The 17,431-nt window shown below is 34.3% G+C and carries 12 protein-coding genes; all 12 read right to left on the bottom strand.

All coding sequences use genetic code 11. The features are described from left to right. Positions 1-93: 93 nt before the first annotated feature. Complete coding sequence (locus H562_RS14545; protein WP_233701966.1) at positions 94-5,679, bottom strand: helicase-related protein; 5,586 nt, start codon at positions 5,677-5,679, stop codon at positions 94-96. Between the two features lie 44 nt (positions 5,680-5,723). After that, positions 5,724-6,446, bottom strand: coding sequence for a hypothetical protein (locus H562_RS0102695; protein WP_233701965.1), 723 nt, complete (start codon positions 6,444-6,446; stop codon positions 5,724-5,726). 77 nt (positions 6,447-6,523) lie between these two features. Further along, a complete protein-coding gene (locus tag H562_RS15310) occupies positions 6,524-8,680 on the bottom strand; it encodes a JAB domain-containing protein (RefSeq protein WP_051190370.1) in 2,157 nt (718 codons plus the stop codon). 32 nt (positions 8,681-8,712) lie between these two features. Next, positions 8,713-9,417: a hypothetical protein gene (locus H562_RS0102685; protein ID WP_027376103.1), complete on the bottom strand. Its 705-nt coding sequence runs from the start codon at positions 9,415-9,417 to the stop codon at positions 8,713-8,715. Beyond that, the gene (locus H562_RS0102680) at positions 9,407-10,237 is read right to left on the bottom strand and encodes a M23 family metallopeptidase (RefSeq protein WP_394330163.1); all 831 of its coding nucleotides are present in this window, start codon (positions 10,235-10,237) and stop codon (positions 9,407-9,409) included. The genes H562_RS0102685 and H562_RS0102680 overlap by 11 nt, the downstream gene beginning before the upstream one ends. 10 nt (positions 10,238-10,247) lie before the next feature. After that, a complete protein-coding gene (locus tag H562_RS0102675; protein ID WP_027376101.1) occupies positions 10,248-12,236 on the bottom strand; it encodes a type IV secretion system DNA-binding domain-containing protein in 1,989 nt (662 codons plus the stop codon). 11 nt (positions 12,237-12,247) lie between these two features. Further along, positions 12,248-13,117, bottom strand: coding sequence for a conjugative transposon protein TraN (gene traN / locus H562_RS0102670; protein WP_394330164.1), 870 nt, complete (start codon positions 13,115-13,117; stop codon positions 12,248-12,250). After that, complete coding sequence (gene traM, locus H562_RS0102665; protein ID WP_027376099.1) at positions 13,110-14,327, bottom strand: conjugative transposon protein TraM; 1,218 nt, start codon at positions 14,325-14,327, stop codon at positions 13,110-13,112. Before traM ends, traN begins: the two co-directional genes overlap by 8 nt. Further along, complete coding sequence (locus H562_RS0102660; RefSeq protein WP_156831951.1) at positions 14,317-14,676, bottom strand: hypothetical protein; 360 nt, start codon at positions 14,674-14,676, stop codon at positions 14,317-14,319. The genes traM and H562_RS0102660 overlap by 11 nt, the downstream gene beginning before the upstream one ends. Positions 14,677-14,681: 5 nt before the next feature. Continuing rightward, complete coding sequence (gene traK / locus H562_RS0102655) at positions 14,682-15,296, bottom strand: conjugative transposon protein TraK (protein WP_027376097.1); 615 nt, start codon at positions 15,294-15,296, stop codon at positions 14,682-14,684. Between the two features lie 49 nt (positions 15,297-15,345). Then, positions 15,346-16,569, bottom strand: a complete 1,224-nt coding sequence (locus H562_RS0102650; RefSeq protein WP_027376096.1) for a membrane protein — start codon at positions 16,567-16,569, stop codon at positions 15,346-15,348. Between the two features lie 3 nt (positions 16,570-16,572). Then, entirely contained in the window at positions 16,573-17,397 is an 825-nt protein-coding gene (locus tag H562_RS0102645) for a hypothetical protein (RefSeq protein ID WP_156831950.1), read from the bottom strand. Between the last annotated feature and the right edge of the window lie 34 nt (positions 17,398-17,431).

The raw sequence follows: 17,431 nt of genomic DNA, 5'->3' as shown, positions 1-17,431 counted from the left end.
TATTTTGAATGCCTTTTTGAAATCTTTGGATTCATATTATAATAATTATTATACTATTTTTAACGTGTTTTTTTTGCTATCTAAACACGTTACCTATCTTCTCCCAATAAATCTATAACTCTCAACAGCCAGAGCAGGATTCTTTACCATTACTTTTACCTTATCGTTTAACCCGGGGGGAAGAGCGTCTCCAAATAAGGTTCTGTTCTCTGATTCTCTTTCCTTCACATGATCTTTATTGGCACTCCTCTCCATCTGTAATTCTTTTTCTTCCTGATATTGCTTTATAAGCGCATCTTTTGTGAGTGGCAATTCTTCTATTTTCGCTGCAATAATCGCAATATTATCCGCAGTACTTTTTGTTTGTTTTTCTATTTCAGTCACATTAACACCTTTAGATGCAAGATTGGTAATTGTATTTTGTACTTCTGCTTTGGCTAAATCAATGGTTTTCTGGTAAAATGGCAGTTGGTTTTCCCAATATTCCGAGTTGCCGTCGGAAGTATTATCTGCGTACTCTTTGATTCTATTGTAAGAAATTTCTGCTTTGGTAACTTCTCCCTGTACCTTTGTAAAATCTTCATATTTTCTTAAAACAAAAGCACTATCTGCAAGAAATTTATTCTTTTCACTTTCTAATTTTTTTTTCAGCATTTCTATTTCAATTTTCGCTCTTGTTTCGGGATTGGTGATGATTGAAGTTTTAAGTTCCTGTGTACTGATATCCGAAATGTCTAAAACATCTGCTCCTTTTTTCATTGCTTCTAAATATCTCGCCTGTTTTGCCTGCAATTTTTGCAACATAAAAACATCAATGCTGTCGTTGGTTAACATAAAGTTGATACGGACGTTTTCATTTCTGTTTCCTTGTCTCCAGGCGCGACCTTCAATCTGTCGAAGTGAAGTGAAGTTGTATGGTAAAGTAAGTAAATAGACGTCGGTTGTATTTTCTTGGAGATTCATTCCTTCTTGAATGGCTTCGCTACCGATAACAATTTTAATTTTTCCAGCGTTAAAATCATCTTGAATGGAAATTCGTTGCTTCTTACTTGTTGCTCCAGTTATAATTCCTATTTCTTCTGGTTTATAATTCACCTCTTTAATGAGGTATTCTTTCAATTTTGGAAATTGCGCTACTGCCAATTCGGAATAAATAATCTGTCCAGAATCTGGAAGATCCTTTTTATTTTGTCGAATCAGATTCATTGTTTCTTTTAATTTTGGAGAATTTTCTATAAATTCATTCAAGGTTGGTTCTTCTCTTTCATAATAAATTGATAGATAAGGTGAAAACGCGATTAATCTCGCGTTAAGAATATGAGTCAGAATTGCTCCTTTCGCATCATCATCAAAATTTTGATTTAATAATTCATATTGCTCTTTCGTCAAATCATTTTGCTCAATTTTGTATTCTTTATTTATTTTATTCGGACGAATTAATTCCAAATTATCTTCCTCTCCTTTTATATCAATAAATTCAGAAAGCAATTGCTGGAATAACTGATTGTTCTTAAATCTTCGCACATTTGGTTTAAATTTCACATCACCTTTTGCATCAATTTCCATATCATTATCCGCTTCCATAAAAGTTTCGAAGAACGTATTCACATTAAAATATCCAGATTCTTCCAAACGTTTGTTGGCAATTAATGATAATATGGAATAATATTCTAAAGGTTTATTGGTAAAAGGTGTTGCGGAAAGTAGCGTTACATTTCTTCCGTTTTGTTTATCCTGAATATATTGCGCGGCCATCCAAGTATTGATTCCCAATTTAGAAGTCTGTTGATTTTGATTCCTGAAATCTGATGAAAACCTCCGATCTTCAATTTTCACTTTTCCCACGATATGATTAGCATTGTGAACTTCGTCGTAAGTCAAATGGTCAAATCCAAAGTCTTCCCAATCGTAGATTTTTCCGCGTTTCATTTTGCCTTCAATTTCTTTTTCTTTCTGCAGCTCAATCTGTAACTCTCTTTCTGTGTTGGTTACACTTTTAAGTTCATTGGCAGAAATGTAATTGAATTTTGACGACAACTCTTCAGTAATTTCATTTGAAAACCCAATATTGTTAAATCCTTCATATGTAACAATAGTGATTTCTCCCTCCTTATTATCAAAATTTGACAAGTCATAGTCTTTTCCAAGATTGCCTAAAACATTGACTTTAGCATTGGGAATTGTTTCAAAAATAGTTTCTACCCACTGTTTTAAGATACTATCGTTAGGAACTACTATCAATGGTTTTTTTGAATTTCCTCTGTGCATTGCTTCATGCAAGGAAAGAATCCCGGATAATGTTTTCCCGAAACCCACTTCATGCGCCAAAAGCCCTACTCCTTTTGTAGTCTGCCTTCCTATCCCAGATTTTTGAACTTCTGTTAATCGTAGTTCAGTTCCCTTAAAGTTTTGATGAATTTTGGAAAACAGCGGAAATTTTGAATAATCCGGAACGTGAATATGATTGTAATTTTTGTTGAACTCTTTAACGAATCGAACTCTTAAATCATCAGACAATTCCTCTCTGATAAATTTTGAAAACAAATCATTTGCGGCCGTTTTTCTTCTTTCACGAATTAGAGCGTTTCGCTCTTTATCGCTTCCAGTAACCGTTTCATTATCCACAAAACTTCGAACTTCCCAAGAAGATGACCCCGCGAAAGCATCGCTGGGAAGTTGGCTAACGAAATCTTTAAATTTTTCCGCAAGATTATATTCAACAATTACCGTTTCAGTCTCTCTTTTTTCATGATTATACTGCTCTTTTTCTATAGTTCCTAATTTAAAATTATGTACAAATTCATGATTTGGATTGATCGAGATCTCATCTAAACTTTTCAGTTTTGGAAGTACATTTAATAAAAGTGCCTTTTGCTTTTCATAATACTTCTTTTCGAGACCCATAATTCCCCAATCTTCTTTAAAATCCTTTTCGAGTTGGTCTAATTTCTCATAAATATTTCCTTCTGCATAATAAAAATCATGAACATATTTTCCGTCTTGGTAGTTAGCGTATTCAAAATGCCTAGAGTGATTATTAATCGTGCCATCATATGAAGTGGCTTTAAATGTTGCTATTTGGTCCTCAGTAATGTCTGAACTGTTTTGCAATGATGCATCTACAACACGATCTTCTTTCGCAAATTGGTATTTCAAAATACCTTTTTTAATTAATGGCTGTGACTGAAATTCATATTCAAAATTTTTAATGGTTTCTGATTGAAGTATTTTATCTGCTTTCTCTCCAAGATCTCTTAATTTTTCATTTGAAAAAATCTCCGGTTCATGAGATATTTGGACTTTCCACTTTGCGAATTTTTCAATTTGTGCAACAATAGAAGGGGATTTAAACTTGACGGTATTTAGTATTAACAGGGCTTTCTCTAATTTTTCTAAAACAGTTTTTTTAAGTAGTTCATCTTCAATTTTAGAATTGTCCCGAATATCTTTTTGCGAAATTTCAGGAATTATATTTATTAGCGGAACGATCTTGTCAACATCATGTACATTAATTTCTAAATCCTCGAAAAGATTGCCAATTCTTACCGCTTCTTTTTTATTTCGAAGATTACTCAGTAAAGCAATAGCATCGTCCAAATTGCCATGAACGTAAAACTCCGAACGGCCGAAGCGATTGGTTTTCTCTCTAATTTCCCCTAAGATATTTTGTGGGTTTTTATCGAAGTAATCAGAAAGATTTTGAGCGGGAGATTGACTGTTCTTTTTAAGAATTATAATATCCGTTCCAATCTGTGTACCCGCAAAAGCACCACTTGGCAAACGAAAAGCACTTAATAATTCAGCATTATTCAACTTTTTCTGACGGTTTAACCAGCCGGAAGGAACAACCATTGCCAAAATTCCATCTTGTTTCAAAGAATCTAGACCACGTTTAATAAAATAATCCTCATATTTTGAGATTTTACTTTCCTCCCCCAATCCTTTATAAAAACCTCTGTGTTCTCCATAAGGAGGATTTCCAATGACCAAATCATACTTCTCGATATAATCATTTGGACCTCTTTTGTTTCCATTATCGTCAATAAATTCTGTTTCAAAAGATCGGAGATTGATTTCTGCTTCCGGATGAAAGATCTTTGCAATTTTCGCAGTGGTTGGGTTTATTTCAAATCCTTTTACGTGAGATTTCATGGCTAATTCATCAGAGGCATTGATGAAATTTCCTGTTCCAACACTTGGCTCTAACACAAATATTTCTTTTTTATTTTTAAACTGATCTGATATTAAATTGCGAACTACCCCGACAATTTTGTGGTCTGTGTAATATTCATCAAGAATTCCGCGTCCTTCTTTGGCAGTTCCTCCGCTCTTAAACTGTTTGCAAATATCTTTAAGTTCATCTGTAATGATTACGGCTTCATTAATCAATATTTTGCCAGTTTCAGAAACGAAACAAGCCGCAGAAACTACTTCTGCGACTTGTTCATTGGTCAATTTTTGACCTTTATATTTTTCTATTAACTTGTCTAACTCTGTCGACTCTGTGGAAATTTGTATTAATTTTCCATCCAAGGGAGTTTCTCTACCTTCATTTTTCGAAGCATCTTCTCGTTGTGCATTTGTAACGGATTTTCTAACTCTTCTTCCTGATAGATCGATCCACTTTGATTCTGCAGATCCATTTCCAGCATTTTCGCTGCCCACTCTTTGTCCGCTGGAGTTATCTCGTGTTTGTTTGGATTCGAGAGCTTGGCTAAATTCTCCGCTACCTTTTCTTTGCGATTGGATTTTAAAGTTTTCATTTGAGACTGTGTTTTGTTCTACTAAATTAGCATTTATATTGTGAAGTCCAAGCTTATTTTGCAAATACTCATTCAAGTCATTGTGACCATTTTCTGAAATTCTATATAAGGCTCGAATGTCTTTAATGTTGTCGCCATTAAACGAATTTAATAATTTTGTTGTCGCTTCATTTCCGGCTTTGTCGCCGTCCAGACAAAGAAACATTTTACCTTTGTAATTAGTATATTTATTAAAAAATTTCTCAAGATTTGTTATGGAATTAAGGGTGACCAGTGTTCTGTTATTTTTTTGATTATTTATTTTCAAAAGTTGCGCAAAGGATAACATATCGGTCATTCCTTCAAATACGATCACCTCATTTTTTTCACCTATTATTTCTGAAATATTATTTTTCCCCACCTTCGACTTCATTAATGAATTTCGAATTTCAAATCCGCCAGATATATTTTCGATTCCGATTCCAAAATAATTCTTACCTGCAATTTCGTAATGAATTTGCTTTGTGTAATCCACTAAAATCTGCTTTGAAATACCACGACCTTCAAAATAGGAAATCAGTATTTCATTGTTGGGCACGAATGAATTTGTAATGTGAATATTCGCAGACTTGCTTTCATCCTTCAATAAACTGGTTTGTTCCTTTTCAAAATTATTTTCGTACAGCATAAAATTTTGATTAAAGTTTTTCGCAAATTCCAGCGCACTTTTCCAATCTACTTTCTCGAATTCCATTACTGCTTTTATGATCTGTCCACCTTCGCCCGTTTTAAAATCATAATAGCCCTTGTCTGATACAGAAAATTTATTACGGTCTGTTTTAAAGTAATATTCACTACCAATTTTATGGTCGAAGTATACTTCACCTCTCTTTTCAAGATGAAGAAAATAGTCAAGTAAGGACAGACTGTTTGACATATTGTCGATTTCTGAATCGGAATAGTAAATTGAATGTGCGGGCACTATTTTTTCTTTTTTACAAACTCATTAAAATCAAATATTTCTTTGGCTTCATCGTCCCAATTCTTTCTGGTTAGCAGCTGAAGTGTTACGAAAATATCTTTGTCTTTATTGTAAGAATCAATTCGTTCAAGCCTTCCGCCGTAATCAATTTCTGCGTGCCTATAAATAGAATAAGGCAAAATAGTGTCGGTTGGAAAGATGTAATAGCGTGAAAAACTTTTTGCAGAATTTACTTCAAAGCGTTTATAATTTTTATTGAAGAGCACGGTGTCGCGAATGTTTTTTCGATGAAGATAATTTGGAATCCACTCCTCTGTGAAAAGTGCGCCTTCTTTCTTTTTAGTAACTGAAAGTGCCTTTTGATGACTTGGAAGATCTGAAAGAATTGCACTGCCACTATTCTCAAGTCCAACATTAAAATAGATTGAATCTTTGATGTAGTAAATGTTTTCGGTCACTTCTGGAAAATTCATATCCGGTATTAACTCTATCAGGTTAGAACCTGAATAATTCATTCTTGAAATGTGAAAATTCTGCACCTTATCCAGTCCTTTTGAGGCATCCAAATAAACATTAGAAATAAGATCCAGACCACCCTTTTCAGGTCTTATTTCTTTTCTACAAGAGTAAGTCACCAGTAATACTAGGGGCACTAATATTAATGTTACTTTCCTCCGTGACCTGCATATACTTCTACTAAACATCCTAACTTTGTGTAACATATCTTTGCTTTTAAAAAAGAAAAAAAACGGTTAATTAGAGTAAACCAACCGTTTTTATAATCCAACGATTGACGGTCTTACCTTTTGATACTCTGTTCCTTCACCTTATTTTTATCGTGCTTATTCTCGTTCTCCAAACCTTCCAGAGGCTTATTGGTATTAATCCGGTTCAAGTCCTGATCGTAGATACTCAAGTTCTTGTATTGCGGATTGAGCACTGCTTTCCCTTCCACAACATTGTCGTCCATTTCAAATTTCACTTTGACCACATTCCCTTTTTCTAAAGATTTGATCGTACTTTCTTTGTACTCTGGCTTGTCGAAAATTAGGTTAGATTTTTCTACGATCTGATCGGTATCTACCCCATAATTTTTGTAGAAATTTTGGAAATTGTAATTTCCTTTTTCCGTTTTAGGTTCTGCAAAATTGAGTTTTACAAATGCCGGTTCCAATTGTTCTGTTTTCGGATTAGTGAATTCAATTTTTACAGATCGACCTTCTAATAAATTAACCGCTTCCTTTGCAGTAAAGGTATTCTCTCTGTTCACTGCGAAATTCTGGGATATTTCTTCTCCTTTCTCATTATTCAAAACAGCTTGATAGGAATTAAGAAAAACTCCTCCACTGTCTGTTTTGTTAAATTTCAACGTAAAATCCACTTTGTTACCAGGTGATGCTTTGTCTGAAATGGTTTTAATTTCAAATTGGTTTTCCGCGGAATTCATTCCTGTTTCTAAATCTTTGTGAAGTTTTTCACTCTCACCAAACCCAAGGTATTTCAGTTGATTTTGCAAATACTCTACTTGGTTAAATTCTTTCTTTTCCATAATTTTTGATTTTTGATTTTGTTTATAATTAGTAATATTTGAATGTTCCCGTACTTCGCCATTCATTTCTCTTGGACTTTTCAACGCTCCGCTGTCAGCGAAGGATTCATATAATTTTCTACCATTACCACTGTTAAATCGAATTGCATCTAAAATTTCGATTCCTGAAAAATGTAGCTTCTGGTTGTAGGTGTTAACTTGCTCCGGAGTGATATTATTTCCATACAAAATGCACTTTGATCCACCGAACTTTGCGACCTTCCCGATGATAAAATCAAGCTGATTATCAGGAGGCATAATGAATTTCCCCACGATATTCAACTGGTTGTTGAGCACCAATAATTCTGTCTTATCAGAGATCCCGAATTTTTGAGAGGTAATAAATTTTGCAATATCTGTTGAACTCGTAATTTTCACGGGTTGATAATTTTCTACCAGAACCTGTTTACTAAAAGAATAGGGCTGTATTTCCTTGAAAGATTCCGGATTAGATTTCATATAGATATGAGCAGTTTCATTTTCATCAAAAACGACATACTTTCCGCTTCTTAAATTGATGATGACCCCACTATTTACATTAATATCTGAATCTTCTAATGCCTTTTTCAACTTGTTAATACAATCCACATCTGCTTTAGAAACTTTCAGATTTCCGCTCGGATGGTTATGTACCAAAGTGATTGCTGAAGGGTTTGCTTCAAGTACATTTCCGATCAATAGTCTGTTATCAACAAATGCTGCATCAAAAGTTCCAGTGGAAATATGTTGAACAAAATATCCTTTGTCTTTAAAGTCATAAACTAAAAAAGCATGCTCTACAGCTTCATCTTCTAAGGCTTTAAAAAGCCAGGCAACATCATCGATACTTCCGATTTTTTCATTCCCGAAGAGTTGCAGTGATTTGTTCTCGGCAAAACGTCTTTCCACTAATGCAAAATCGTCGGATAGTAAAGGATCTTGCGGTTCCCGTAGCAAATTGGATCCGGCACCAGTTTCATTGGGATTGAACAATTTAAAAGGTAATTCTTCGCCAGATGATGTTTTTGCATACCTTGTCGTTGCATCCGCTTCAAAACTAAAGTTTGAGTTTGCCGATATTTTCGTTTTGCCATTTGTTGTAATCGATCGGATTTCATTTTCATTTTTCTGAATGTGAGGATGGTATTTATCTTCGAGTTCTTTTCTAATTTCCTGGATAGGAATAACCGCTTCGTAATCTATTAGATGCGGTTTTGTTCCTTCTGCTAATCTTACAACTAACGATTCTCCAGTTTTAAAATAATTGAAACCCATTTTCATAAATTCGAGATTAGCAATCGCTTCATCGATGTCGGAAAATTCCATTTTTTGAAAACCTGCGCTTTCAACTTTTTCGTTGTACCTGCCTATTTCTAATGTTATAGTCATATTTAGTTTTTAGAATTGGGATTTTTAATAGTCTATCTTTTGAAACCTCGCGACTTCTCCTTCTTTTCTTCTTGGTCGAATTCTTCGTCTCTTTTCCGATGAGCATCATGGTATAAATCGGGATCATTCACATTGAGCTGAACTTCTGATCGTCCTTGTTTTGGAGAATTGCTCTCATTTTGTGAAATACTATTTATGGTGTTGATTTCTTCTGATACAATGTTCAAATCGCTAGTGATTTCTTTCGCGATCTCTGGAAACTGATCCATTTTATCCTGCAGAAAACTTTTCAGTTTTTGCAATTCTATTTTGTAACGGTTGATTTCAATCGCATCTTTTTTATCGGCTATAATTGCAGTCAGTTCCATTGCGTTTTTCACCAAATCAAACTCAACCACATTTTTGGTTTCTTTATCATATACAAAGGCTTTCTTTTCGAAATTTAATTGGTTCTCACCTTTTGATAAATCCTTGATTTCCGAATATTCTATCCTTTCCTTACTTTCAGCCAAAATGCTAGAAATATTCTTATCTCTTTCCAGAAAAACCACATTTAAACGGCTGTTATTTTCAACGAGCTGAAAAGTTGCTCTGTTTTTATCATTGTCTGCAACAATGGTATATCCACTCAGAAACTTCTGGATATCCTCTGCAGATAGTTTTTTTGAAAATGAATTATCGGGTTCTACAATTCCATATTTCTTTAGGTCTTCTGTGGGTAAATTGTTAGTTTGCATAATGTGTTGCTATTAAATTATTTGCTTTGATGAGATCATTTAAAAAATGAATTGGGTTAATGTAATTTCCATTTTCGCTTACTGAAAAATGAAGATGTGCACCTGTCGAATTTCCGGAGTTTCCACTTTTTGCAATGATAAATCCTGCTTTTACATATTCTCCAACTCGATAATAGATTTCAGATAAATGCAGATAAGAAGTGACAAAGGAATTAGAATGTTTGATTTTAATATAATTTCCACCCCCTTTAGAATCCCAACCTGCCACCGTTACAATACCATCCATTACTGCATATACCTTTTCGTATGATGCTTTTAGATCTGCCCCGTTGTGCATTTTCTTTATTCCAAAAATAGGATGAGTCCGGGATCCAAAAGAAGAGGTGACAGAAATTCTATTTTTGAGCGGCATGTGAATTCTGGATGTTAAGTTTAGTTCGTTGTCCTCTATAAAATCAAAGGTTTTCAATGGTTTAGATTTTTTTATCAGAACTGCATTTGCTTTCAAAATGATAATTAATGAATCTTCAATTCTTTTAAAATCAAAATTTTTATCCTTGATTTTCGGAGCGCTATTTTTAATCAACGATGATTTTAAGGAATCAATTTTTCTTTTCAATTCTGCTTTGGAAGGGGAACTAAATAATTTTATACCTCTGTTTATCTTTTCACTTTTATCGCTTTTCTGATTTTGAATTTTTAAGTCCAAATTTGTAATTGATTCTTTTTCAACTTTACTTCGCTTCAAAGTATTGAATTGAGCATTCAATAACTGGCCGCACATAACCCCGAATAACAGAAATGCTATTTTAAATTTCACCTTCATCATTTTATGCTTTAGCCGTTTCATTTACTATTAATTCTACTTCCATATTTATTTTCCGGAAGTTGGTCATTAGGACTTCCTCTTTTCTATTGTTTCCTTTTTTGTCCAAGAATGAGTAATAATCAGGCATTGCCACATAATTTTCTTCTTCATTTTTAATGGCATTCATATCTAGATTAATTTTTCCACTAATCGCAGAAGTTCTGTACTCTTCTGTATTATTTTCTTCACCTTGCGCAATCATTCCAACCATCTCACCGGTTTTGAGTGCTGCTATTTTTCCAGCGGGAATCATGAAATCCATTTTCTCATTGATGCTTGTAGAAGTTCCTGTTTGAGAAATGGATTGCGAATAACTTTTCTGCTTGATTTTTCCAAACATTTTCTCCATCCAGTCCAAAGTATTTTTGTCTCTTGCTGATCCTGAAATGATATTTCCTACAATCGCTGAGATGGTTTCTGCTACTTCTTTTTTGTAGAATTGTCGCAATTGTGGAATTTCCTGCAAGCCTAAAAGCACAGCAATTTTATTACTTCTGGCCGTTGCCACAACATTGTCAATTTTGTGAATGTAAATTGTTGGGAACTCATCTGCTATAATTCCACCCGGCAAATTATTTTTAGAATTAATCAGTCGTAATGTTCTATTTAAAATAGATGAATACAAGGCTGAATTAATGTCTTGCGTTCCCGGATCGGAAGCCAAAATGATAATCGACGGTTTTTCTTTATCAGTTATTTTCAACTCTACTTCATCACCTGAAAAAACCCAAAAACTTTCTTTGGTCGCCAATCTGGAAAGGAAAATTTTTAATGTTCCAACTTGTCCTTCTAATTGGTCAAACGCTCTATTATCATACGCGGTTTTAAATGGCGAAAGCAGGGAAAATATTTCTTCATTCGAGAAAAGAGTATCAAAAATATCTTGGTAACTCCTGTTCATAAAAGACAGAATATGCGGTAAATCTGAATATTTTCCATTTTCAAATCGTGCAAAGAAATAAATGCAGGAGGAAAGAAAATTTATTGCCGACTGCGTAAAAAATGCTTCTGATCCGCCGCCAGAACTTGGACCACCTTTTTGCAAAGAGGAAACCATAGATTCTGCCATTTCCTGTGCTTCTGCTAAAGTTTGGATGTATTCTTTTTTAAATGGATTTACCCTTTTTGATTTTTCAACCTCATTTAAATTAATTACATGAAATTCATGTTGATACGCAGGATCTCTGTGTTTCTTTAATAAATAGTGATAGTAGGCAATCTTCGCTAAATCTGGAAATTTAAAATCATAGATACAAAGACAAAAACCTTTATTAATCATCTGGCGAATCGCAGGATTAATAACCCCAAAGGATTTTCCTGATCCTGGCGTTCCAATGACCATCGTACCTCGAAAGGGGTTAATGTTAATCCAACCCTTATTAGTTTTTTTATTAAATCTAAAGAGATATGGAATGTTCACAGACGTATCCGTTTTTACCAACTCTTGATTTTGAGCAAAACTTTCTTCCTCAATATTCCATCGATCTTTTCCCATCTTCTGCTGCATCAATTTTGAGATATTATCTGCACCAACTTGTGCTATCAATGCACCTAAAAAAGAAAGAAGCGTGTAAATGATTTGATAGAAATTTAAAGGCGGGATAACCTTTGCCAGTGCATTGTTACCTGCTTCTGAAACAATTAACAGAGAACTAAACATCAAGGCTAATCCAATTAAAATTGGAAGAATAATTTGCTTCCCAATATTAAGATCGATTTTTTTCTTGGCTCTTGTTCCAATTGCAACCAATGCTATTAAAACTATCGTGCAAAATTTTGCGTTTAGAGGTGGGTAAAATAAACCCATCTTCGAAAATTTCGTGAGCAAATCAGTTACAAATGGGATTTTTGCTGAAAGGAAAAACAGAGATGCACAATCTAACAAAACGATGAAATAAACCATCTTTTGGAAAAAACTGTAAATCTTAATTTGATTCTGTTGCTCTTGCATTTTCGCTTAATTTAAAATGTATCTGCGTTTAATATATCCGAGTATTTTACGGTCATCTCTATGGCTCTTCCAGACAACTGTTCTTCCACTAAGCGTATTTTCATCACTTTACTGTTTGGGTACGTGAACTTTTTAAAAACATAAATATTCCGATAGTTTTTCGTGAATTGTTTCTGATTATACAGCTGGTAAACTGGATTCAATGCGATACTTTGATTGTTTGTTGCTTTGTAGATTTTCTTGTCTTCCACGGAGAACTTTATCGCATCGATATCATATCCCAAATTGGTTGAATTAAGAAAAGTCATATCCAAAAAAATGTAATCATTTACGACGTACACATTATTTATCTGCATTGTTAGTTTTAAACTTTTTACTTCACGGATTGGTTTGTTCACAATCTTCTTTCGTAGAATATCTAGGGAAAATTTTTGCAGTTCCGTATTTGAAAAAGCTAATTTGGGATATTCCAAAGGTTGCATATCTTCTGGCTGAATTTGAATATTCGTCACTGCATCTCTTTTAAAATCTAAATAGTTCACTTTATACTGCGCCATATAAGATTGGCAAACAATTGTAATAACACCCAAATCATTAAGGTCAATATTTTGTTTGGCTGCAGTGGAATCTGATTCTGACACCGCAGTAATTTTAATTCTTGCGATGTTTTCAGCAGGTAAATCTCCGGTCAAATTATTGGTGGACAAATCCACAAATTGAATCGGCTCAGGCGAAATAATATGAAGACTAATACCTTTTGAAATTTTCAGCGCAGTAAGATCTGTAACCCTTTTTTCTGGCGTTTCAGTTTGAGCAAAAGTTGATACCGAAGAAAAAAGGAATATTCCGCAAATCATGTTCTTTATTGAATTTTTAATCATCATTATTTTTTTTAAGTTCTTTGTCATTGATAAGATATAGGTAGGAGTTGTATTTCAGTTTCGCTTTATTTTGCCGTATCATATTCGCAATGGTTTTGGAAGTGGAACTGAACAAACTGGAAAAAAGACTTGTAAAAAAACTTTCTCCTCCACTATCCATTTGAGTTCCCTGTACAGAATTACTGCCCATTTCCCGAAGCATTTCCCGAAAGTCACTTTGAGGAATATAAAGTCCCTGCATTCCATCCATATCAAAAACTGAAAGATTGACCGGTAAGATGTTTCCATCTTTTAAAATGGAGACTACATTCAAATTGACGCGCTGTAATGAGAATCCAGAAATTTGACCGTAGAGAATTGTTCCCTTATTTATTTTGTGTTTTCCAACATTTATGTCTTCAAGTAATCTGAATCTAATCCTGCTTCCTAAATAACCTTTAGTGTTCTCATCAATCACCGCTTTAATAAAACTATCACCGTTTTTCTTGGCAATTGAATTAAAACTGGGATTAAGTGAAGATTTATCGACGCGAAGTGTAGAATTTAGAAAAGCAGCCATCTTTTTTTTATTCATTTTTAACTTATTTTCTGCTGCAAGCGCCGATTGATATTCTGGATCTTTGGCTTTTTCCAATGAGTCCATCATTAACATTTGCTTTTTTAACATCTTCACCGGATCATTTTCGACTTCATTTCTTGCCGATCTGAAACTATTTTGGTTAGCAGAGTTCGTATTTTGCCCATTTCCATTACTTTCATTATTCAGCATCCTAATCATTTCTGCAGAACGTTGAAAATCTTTTTCATCAGAATTTCTTTGGGAGTTTTGTTTATAATAAGACTCATTTCCAACATTACCATTGGCTCTACTATTCAGACTTCTTACCATTTTTAAAGAATCGATATACCTCTTTTGCTTGTCATCTAAATTGTCAGAATAATTTTGCAAACTGTCTTCATCTTTATCAATACCGTCGAGCATAGAACGTCCATCTCCCTTTTCAAATAAGTCATCGTATGCAGCATTTTTTGAAAGAATGGAATCCTGCGTTTCTCCCAAATTCAGAGATAGATCTTGCGAGACTTCTTCTGGTTGTTTCTCTTTATCTATATATTTCGTGGTCTGGAAACCGAGAAATAAAATGACCGGCAAGAGAATCAATGGAAAAATATATTTGGGTTGTTTAAAATTAATTTTCTTAAAGTCCATTTTTTAAAGTTTGATATTGGTGGTACAAATATTCGATACGCAGACTGTCATTTTTTGATAATGGACCGCTTTCTCTTTTCTTCTTCAATGATTGGAGTTCATTTACGATGACATTCATTTTCTGGTCATTTTTATCCAAATCCGCCTTTACTTGGTCACTTTCAGAATACATCGTCGGAATTTTAATTCCCGTAGAAACTTGAGGTGTAAAAAAGTAATATTGAATGAAAATCAGCCCAAAAGAAATTACCAAAACCACCATCACATACCGATAGACTTTCTTCGGATGATTGTAAATCCACTCTTTTAATCGAAGTAGATTTTCTTTAATCAAATAATATTTTATCATAACCATTAGTAATTTGGCTTTGCTTTGTTCGATAATTCACTATTATCTAAAATCCGCCAGTTTCTTAATAAAACACCGTGCGGATTATTAGGACTTCTGATCATGTCTTCGAAATTTCCTTCTGTTATTAATTTTCTAATGATTAATGTGTTTTTCCTGTTAATCATTTGAGTTCCGTAGTAGATAAACTTCTTGTTTGGCAAATCCATTTTTATCGAATCGTTGCGAACCGTAACAAGAGAATTTCCCGAGATGATCTGATTATAAAAACCTTTCTCTCTTAAATTGGTATATTCTTTTTTACCGCTGTCATCAATGAGATAAAGTGATTTTTCAACATTCTCTTTAATATATCTATCATCTGGAGCAAGCGTGAAAAACAGTCGATGAAATAATTCAATTTGAGATTTATACTCAACCGGTCTATTTAAAAGTTCATCGGTTTGCTTTACCAAAACTGGTACACCATTATCAATTACATAAAGTGATTTTCTGGAATCTTGGACTAATTTATAGGCGAAAACAAATCCTACAATTACAATCAAAAGAGCAAATACAATAGATGCTATGGAAACAGTCTTATTGATTTTTATTTTTTGTTCTATATTTTTTACAAGCATTTTAAAGTGATTTCTGATTATAATAAGTTTGAAAAAATTGATTTTAAACCTATTTTTTATTCATTTTATTTACTGATTTAGCGATTTCTCTTGCAGCCGTTATTGCACCCGCGGCTCCTCCAACTGCCGCTGCTGTTGCTGCTCTACCAACACTTGCAACTGTTCCACCTGCAGCTTTACCTTTGCTCATAATCCCAGCACCACCTGCGGAAACAATGGAATCAGCGATTGAGGGAACCATGAGGATTCCAATTCCGGTTATGATGTATGCCACGCAAGGGAAAAGCGCGGTGTACATCATTCCGCTGTTTTGAACATAAACCCGAAGCGTATTCATGTCTGCAACGCCCGCTGAATCAATTATAAGTGCGTATCGATCCAGTTCCATTTGATAACCCGACATAATGAGTTGCTGACCAATATTGATGATCGTGTAAGTGATGAAACTGTAGAGATTGATATTGATGAATTTGGTGACCCAATTATTAAATGAATTTTCAAAACCTGGAATAAGCGACATTCCAACAGCAATGGGACCTAAAACGATTAAAACGTAGCTCCATATTTTTTGAATAAAGAAAATGAGGTAAGTACAAACCCGAAGTATGGTTAAGGACACCGCTTCTATAATTTCAGACAGGGTTTTTTGGATTTTAAATTCCATTTTCATGTACCACTCTTTCGCAGGTGCCAATAATTTATCGACATCGATATCAAACCAACTGTCGTCTGCTTTTTTTTCTAACTTATCTAAACTTTCCTGTTTCGCTTCTTCCTCTGCCTGCGTTTTAATTAATACTTCTAATATTTGATTTTGCTTTTTAAATCGCTCAATTCGTAAATCATTTGCATCCTGCTCTATATCTTGAAAAAGTGCAATTCCCGGTTCCGCAAGTGATTGTAGTGGATATTGAATCATGCTTGTGAAAGCACCCCAATACATTAAAATAAAAGCAATAATCGTCGGTCGAATCATGGGCGTGACTTCCCACGGTCTTGCACCTTCCTGCATCTGCCAACCGAGATAACCCATATAACACAAGGCCCCAAAACCCCCAATTGCCTGACCTAACATTACCGCGCCCGCAGATTGTGCCGCCATCGTCGTGTCGAGTTTTGTAAAGGCTTCCATAAACCACTTTTCAAAGGCACCGTCACCTTTTAAAAATTGCAGTAGTTTGCTGTAACTTTCAGTATCTCCAGTTTGTCCAAAGGCAACCGTCGGCAAAAGAAATAGGACAAAACAGATTATCAGAGTTAAATACTTTTTCATGACCTAAAATTTGTTATGATATTCAATCATTATTTTTTGCGCGATTTGTAGATCTACAGAATTCCAGTCGGTTCCTAATTCCGTTTTTGATATTGTCAGCAATTTTTTATAGTCGAGAAATAAATTATTTTTTTGATCAAAAGCCCTTAACTGATTTTTAAAATTTCTCCAACCGATTAGGGTTTCATGATACATCAGAAATCGTTTTCCGCGAGGCATGTCCATCGTCCTGGAGTTTTTATATTTATCTTTTAGAAGTGCCAATTCTTTTTCGAGGTGCGCAATTCCCCCATTTGCCAACATATTCTGATAAATTTTATCATTCTTTAATTGCCATTGCATATAATTTTGAGGATTCTCTGCAAAGTCGTTTAAAGGTTTTAGCATTGTTTTATAATAAAATAGCCACAATGGATCTGCCGCTACCGTTGCCGATGTCCAGTGGGCTAAATCCTGAACATTTCTTGTATAAAGTGTGTCAACCTGAACTTTAATTTTTTCCGCTTCCGCTCTTTGAAATTCCAATTCTACCAATCTTTGTACTTCAAGTCCAGTGGGTTTCAAGGGACGAATATCTGCACCGTCTTTATAATCTCGATTTCTTGCCGGAGCGAGCCAACCCCAAACCGTTGCATATGCGAAGTTGGTTTGTACTCCCAATGTGTATTTCGGATAGGGTCGGAAATCTCCCCAAGATTCAAACACCATTCTCTTATTGTGCGCAACGATTGAAGGATCATTTAGCCTCTTTACTTGTCCGAAAACACCTATCGTAGCGAAGGAAAAAAGCAGTAGTAGAAATGTTTTTATAAAATTTTTTTTCATCATTGTGTTTATTTTTGTGTGAAATACTCTGGAGTTA

The sequence above is a fragment of the Kaistella palustris DSM 21579 genome (assembly GCF_000422265.1).
Lineage (GTDB): Bacteria > Bacteroidota > Bacteroidia > Flavobacteriales > Weeksellaceae > Kaistella > Kaistella palustris.
This window is presented reverse-complemented; position numbering and strand designations above follow the sequence as displayed.

Coding starts and splice junctions, on each gene's coding strand:
- H562_RS15310 (WP_051190370.1), bottom strand. CDS start 8,680: ATGACTATAACATTAGAAATAGGCAGGTACAACGAAAAAGTTGAAAGC.
- traK (WP_027376097.1), bottom strand. CDS start 15,296: ATGCTTGTAAAAAATATAGAACAAAAAATAAAAATCAATAAGACTGTT.
- traM (WP_027376099.1), bottom strand. CDS start 14,327: ATGGACTTTAAGAAAATTAATTTTAAACAACCCAAATATATTTTTCCA.
- traN (WP_394330164.1), bottom strand. CDS start 13,117: ATGATTAAAAATTCAATAAAGAACATGATTTGCGGAATATTCCTTTTT.
- H562_RS0102675 (WP_027376101.1), bottom strand. CDS start 12,236: ATGCAAGAGCAACAGAATCAAATTAAGATTTACAGTTTTTTCCAAAAG.
- H562_RS14545 (WP_233701966.1), bottom strand. CDS start 5,679: ATGTCAAACAGTCTGTCCTTACTTGACTATTTTCTTCATCTTGAAAAG.
- H562_RS0102650 (WP_027376096.1), bottom strand. CDS start 16,569: ATGAAAAAGTATTTAACTCTGATAATCTGTTTTGTCCTATTTCTTTTG.
- H562_RS0102645 (WP_156831950.1), bottom strand. CDS start 17,397: ATGATGAAAAAAAATTTTATAAAAACATTTCTACTACTGCTTTTTTCC.
- H562_RS0102660 (WP_156831951.1), bottom strand. CDS start 14,676: ATGATAAAATATTATTTGATTAAAGAAAATCTACTTCGATTAAAAGAG.
- H562_RS0102685 (WP_027376103.1), bottom strand. CDS start 9,417: ATGCAAACTAACAATTTACCCACAGAAGACCTAAAGAAATATGGAATT.
- H562_RS0102695 (WP_233701965.1), bottom strand. CDS start 6,446: ATGTTACACAAAGTTAGGATGTTTAGTAGAAGTATATGCAGGTCACGG.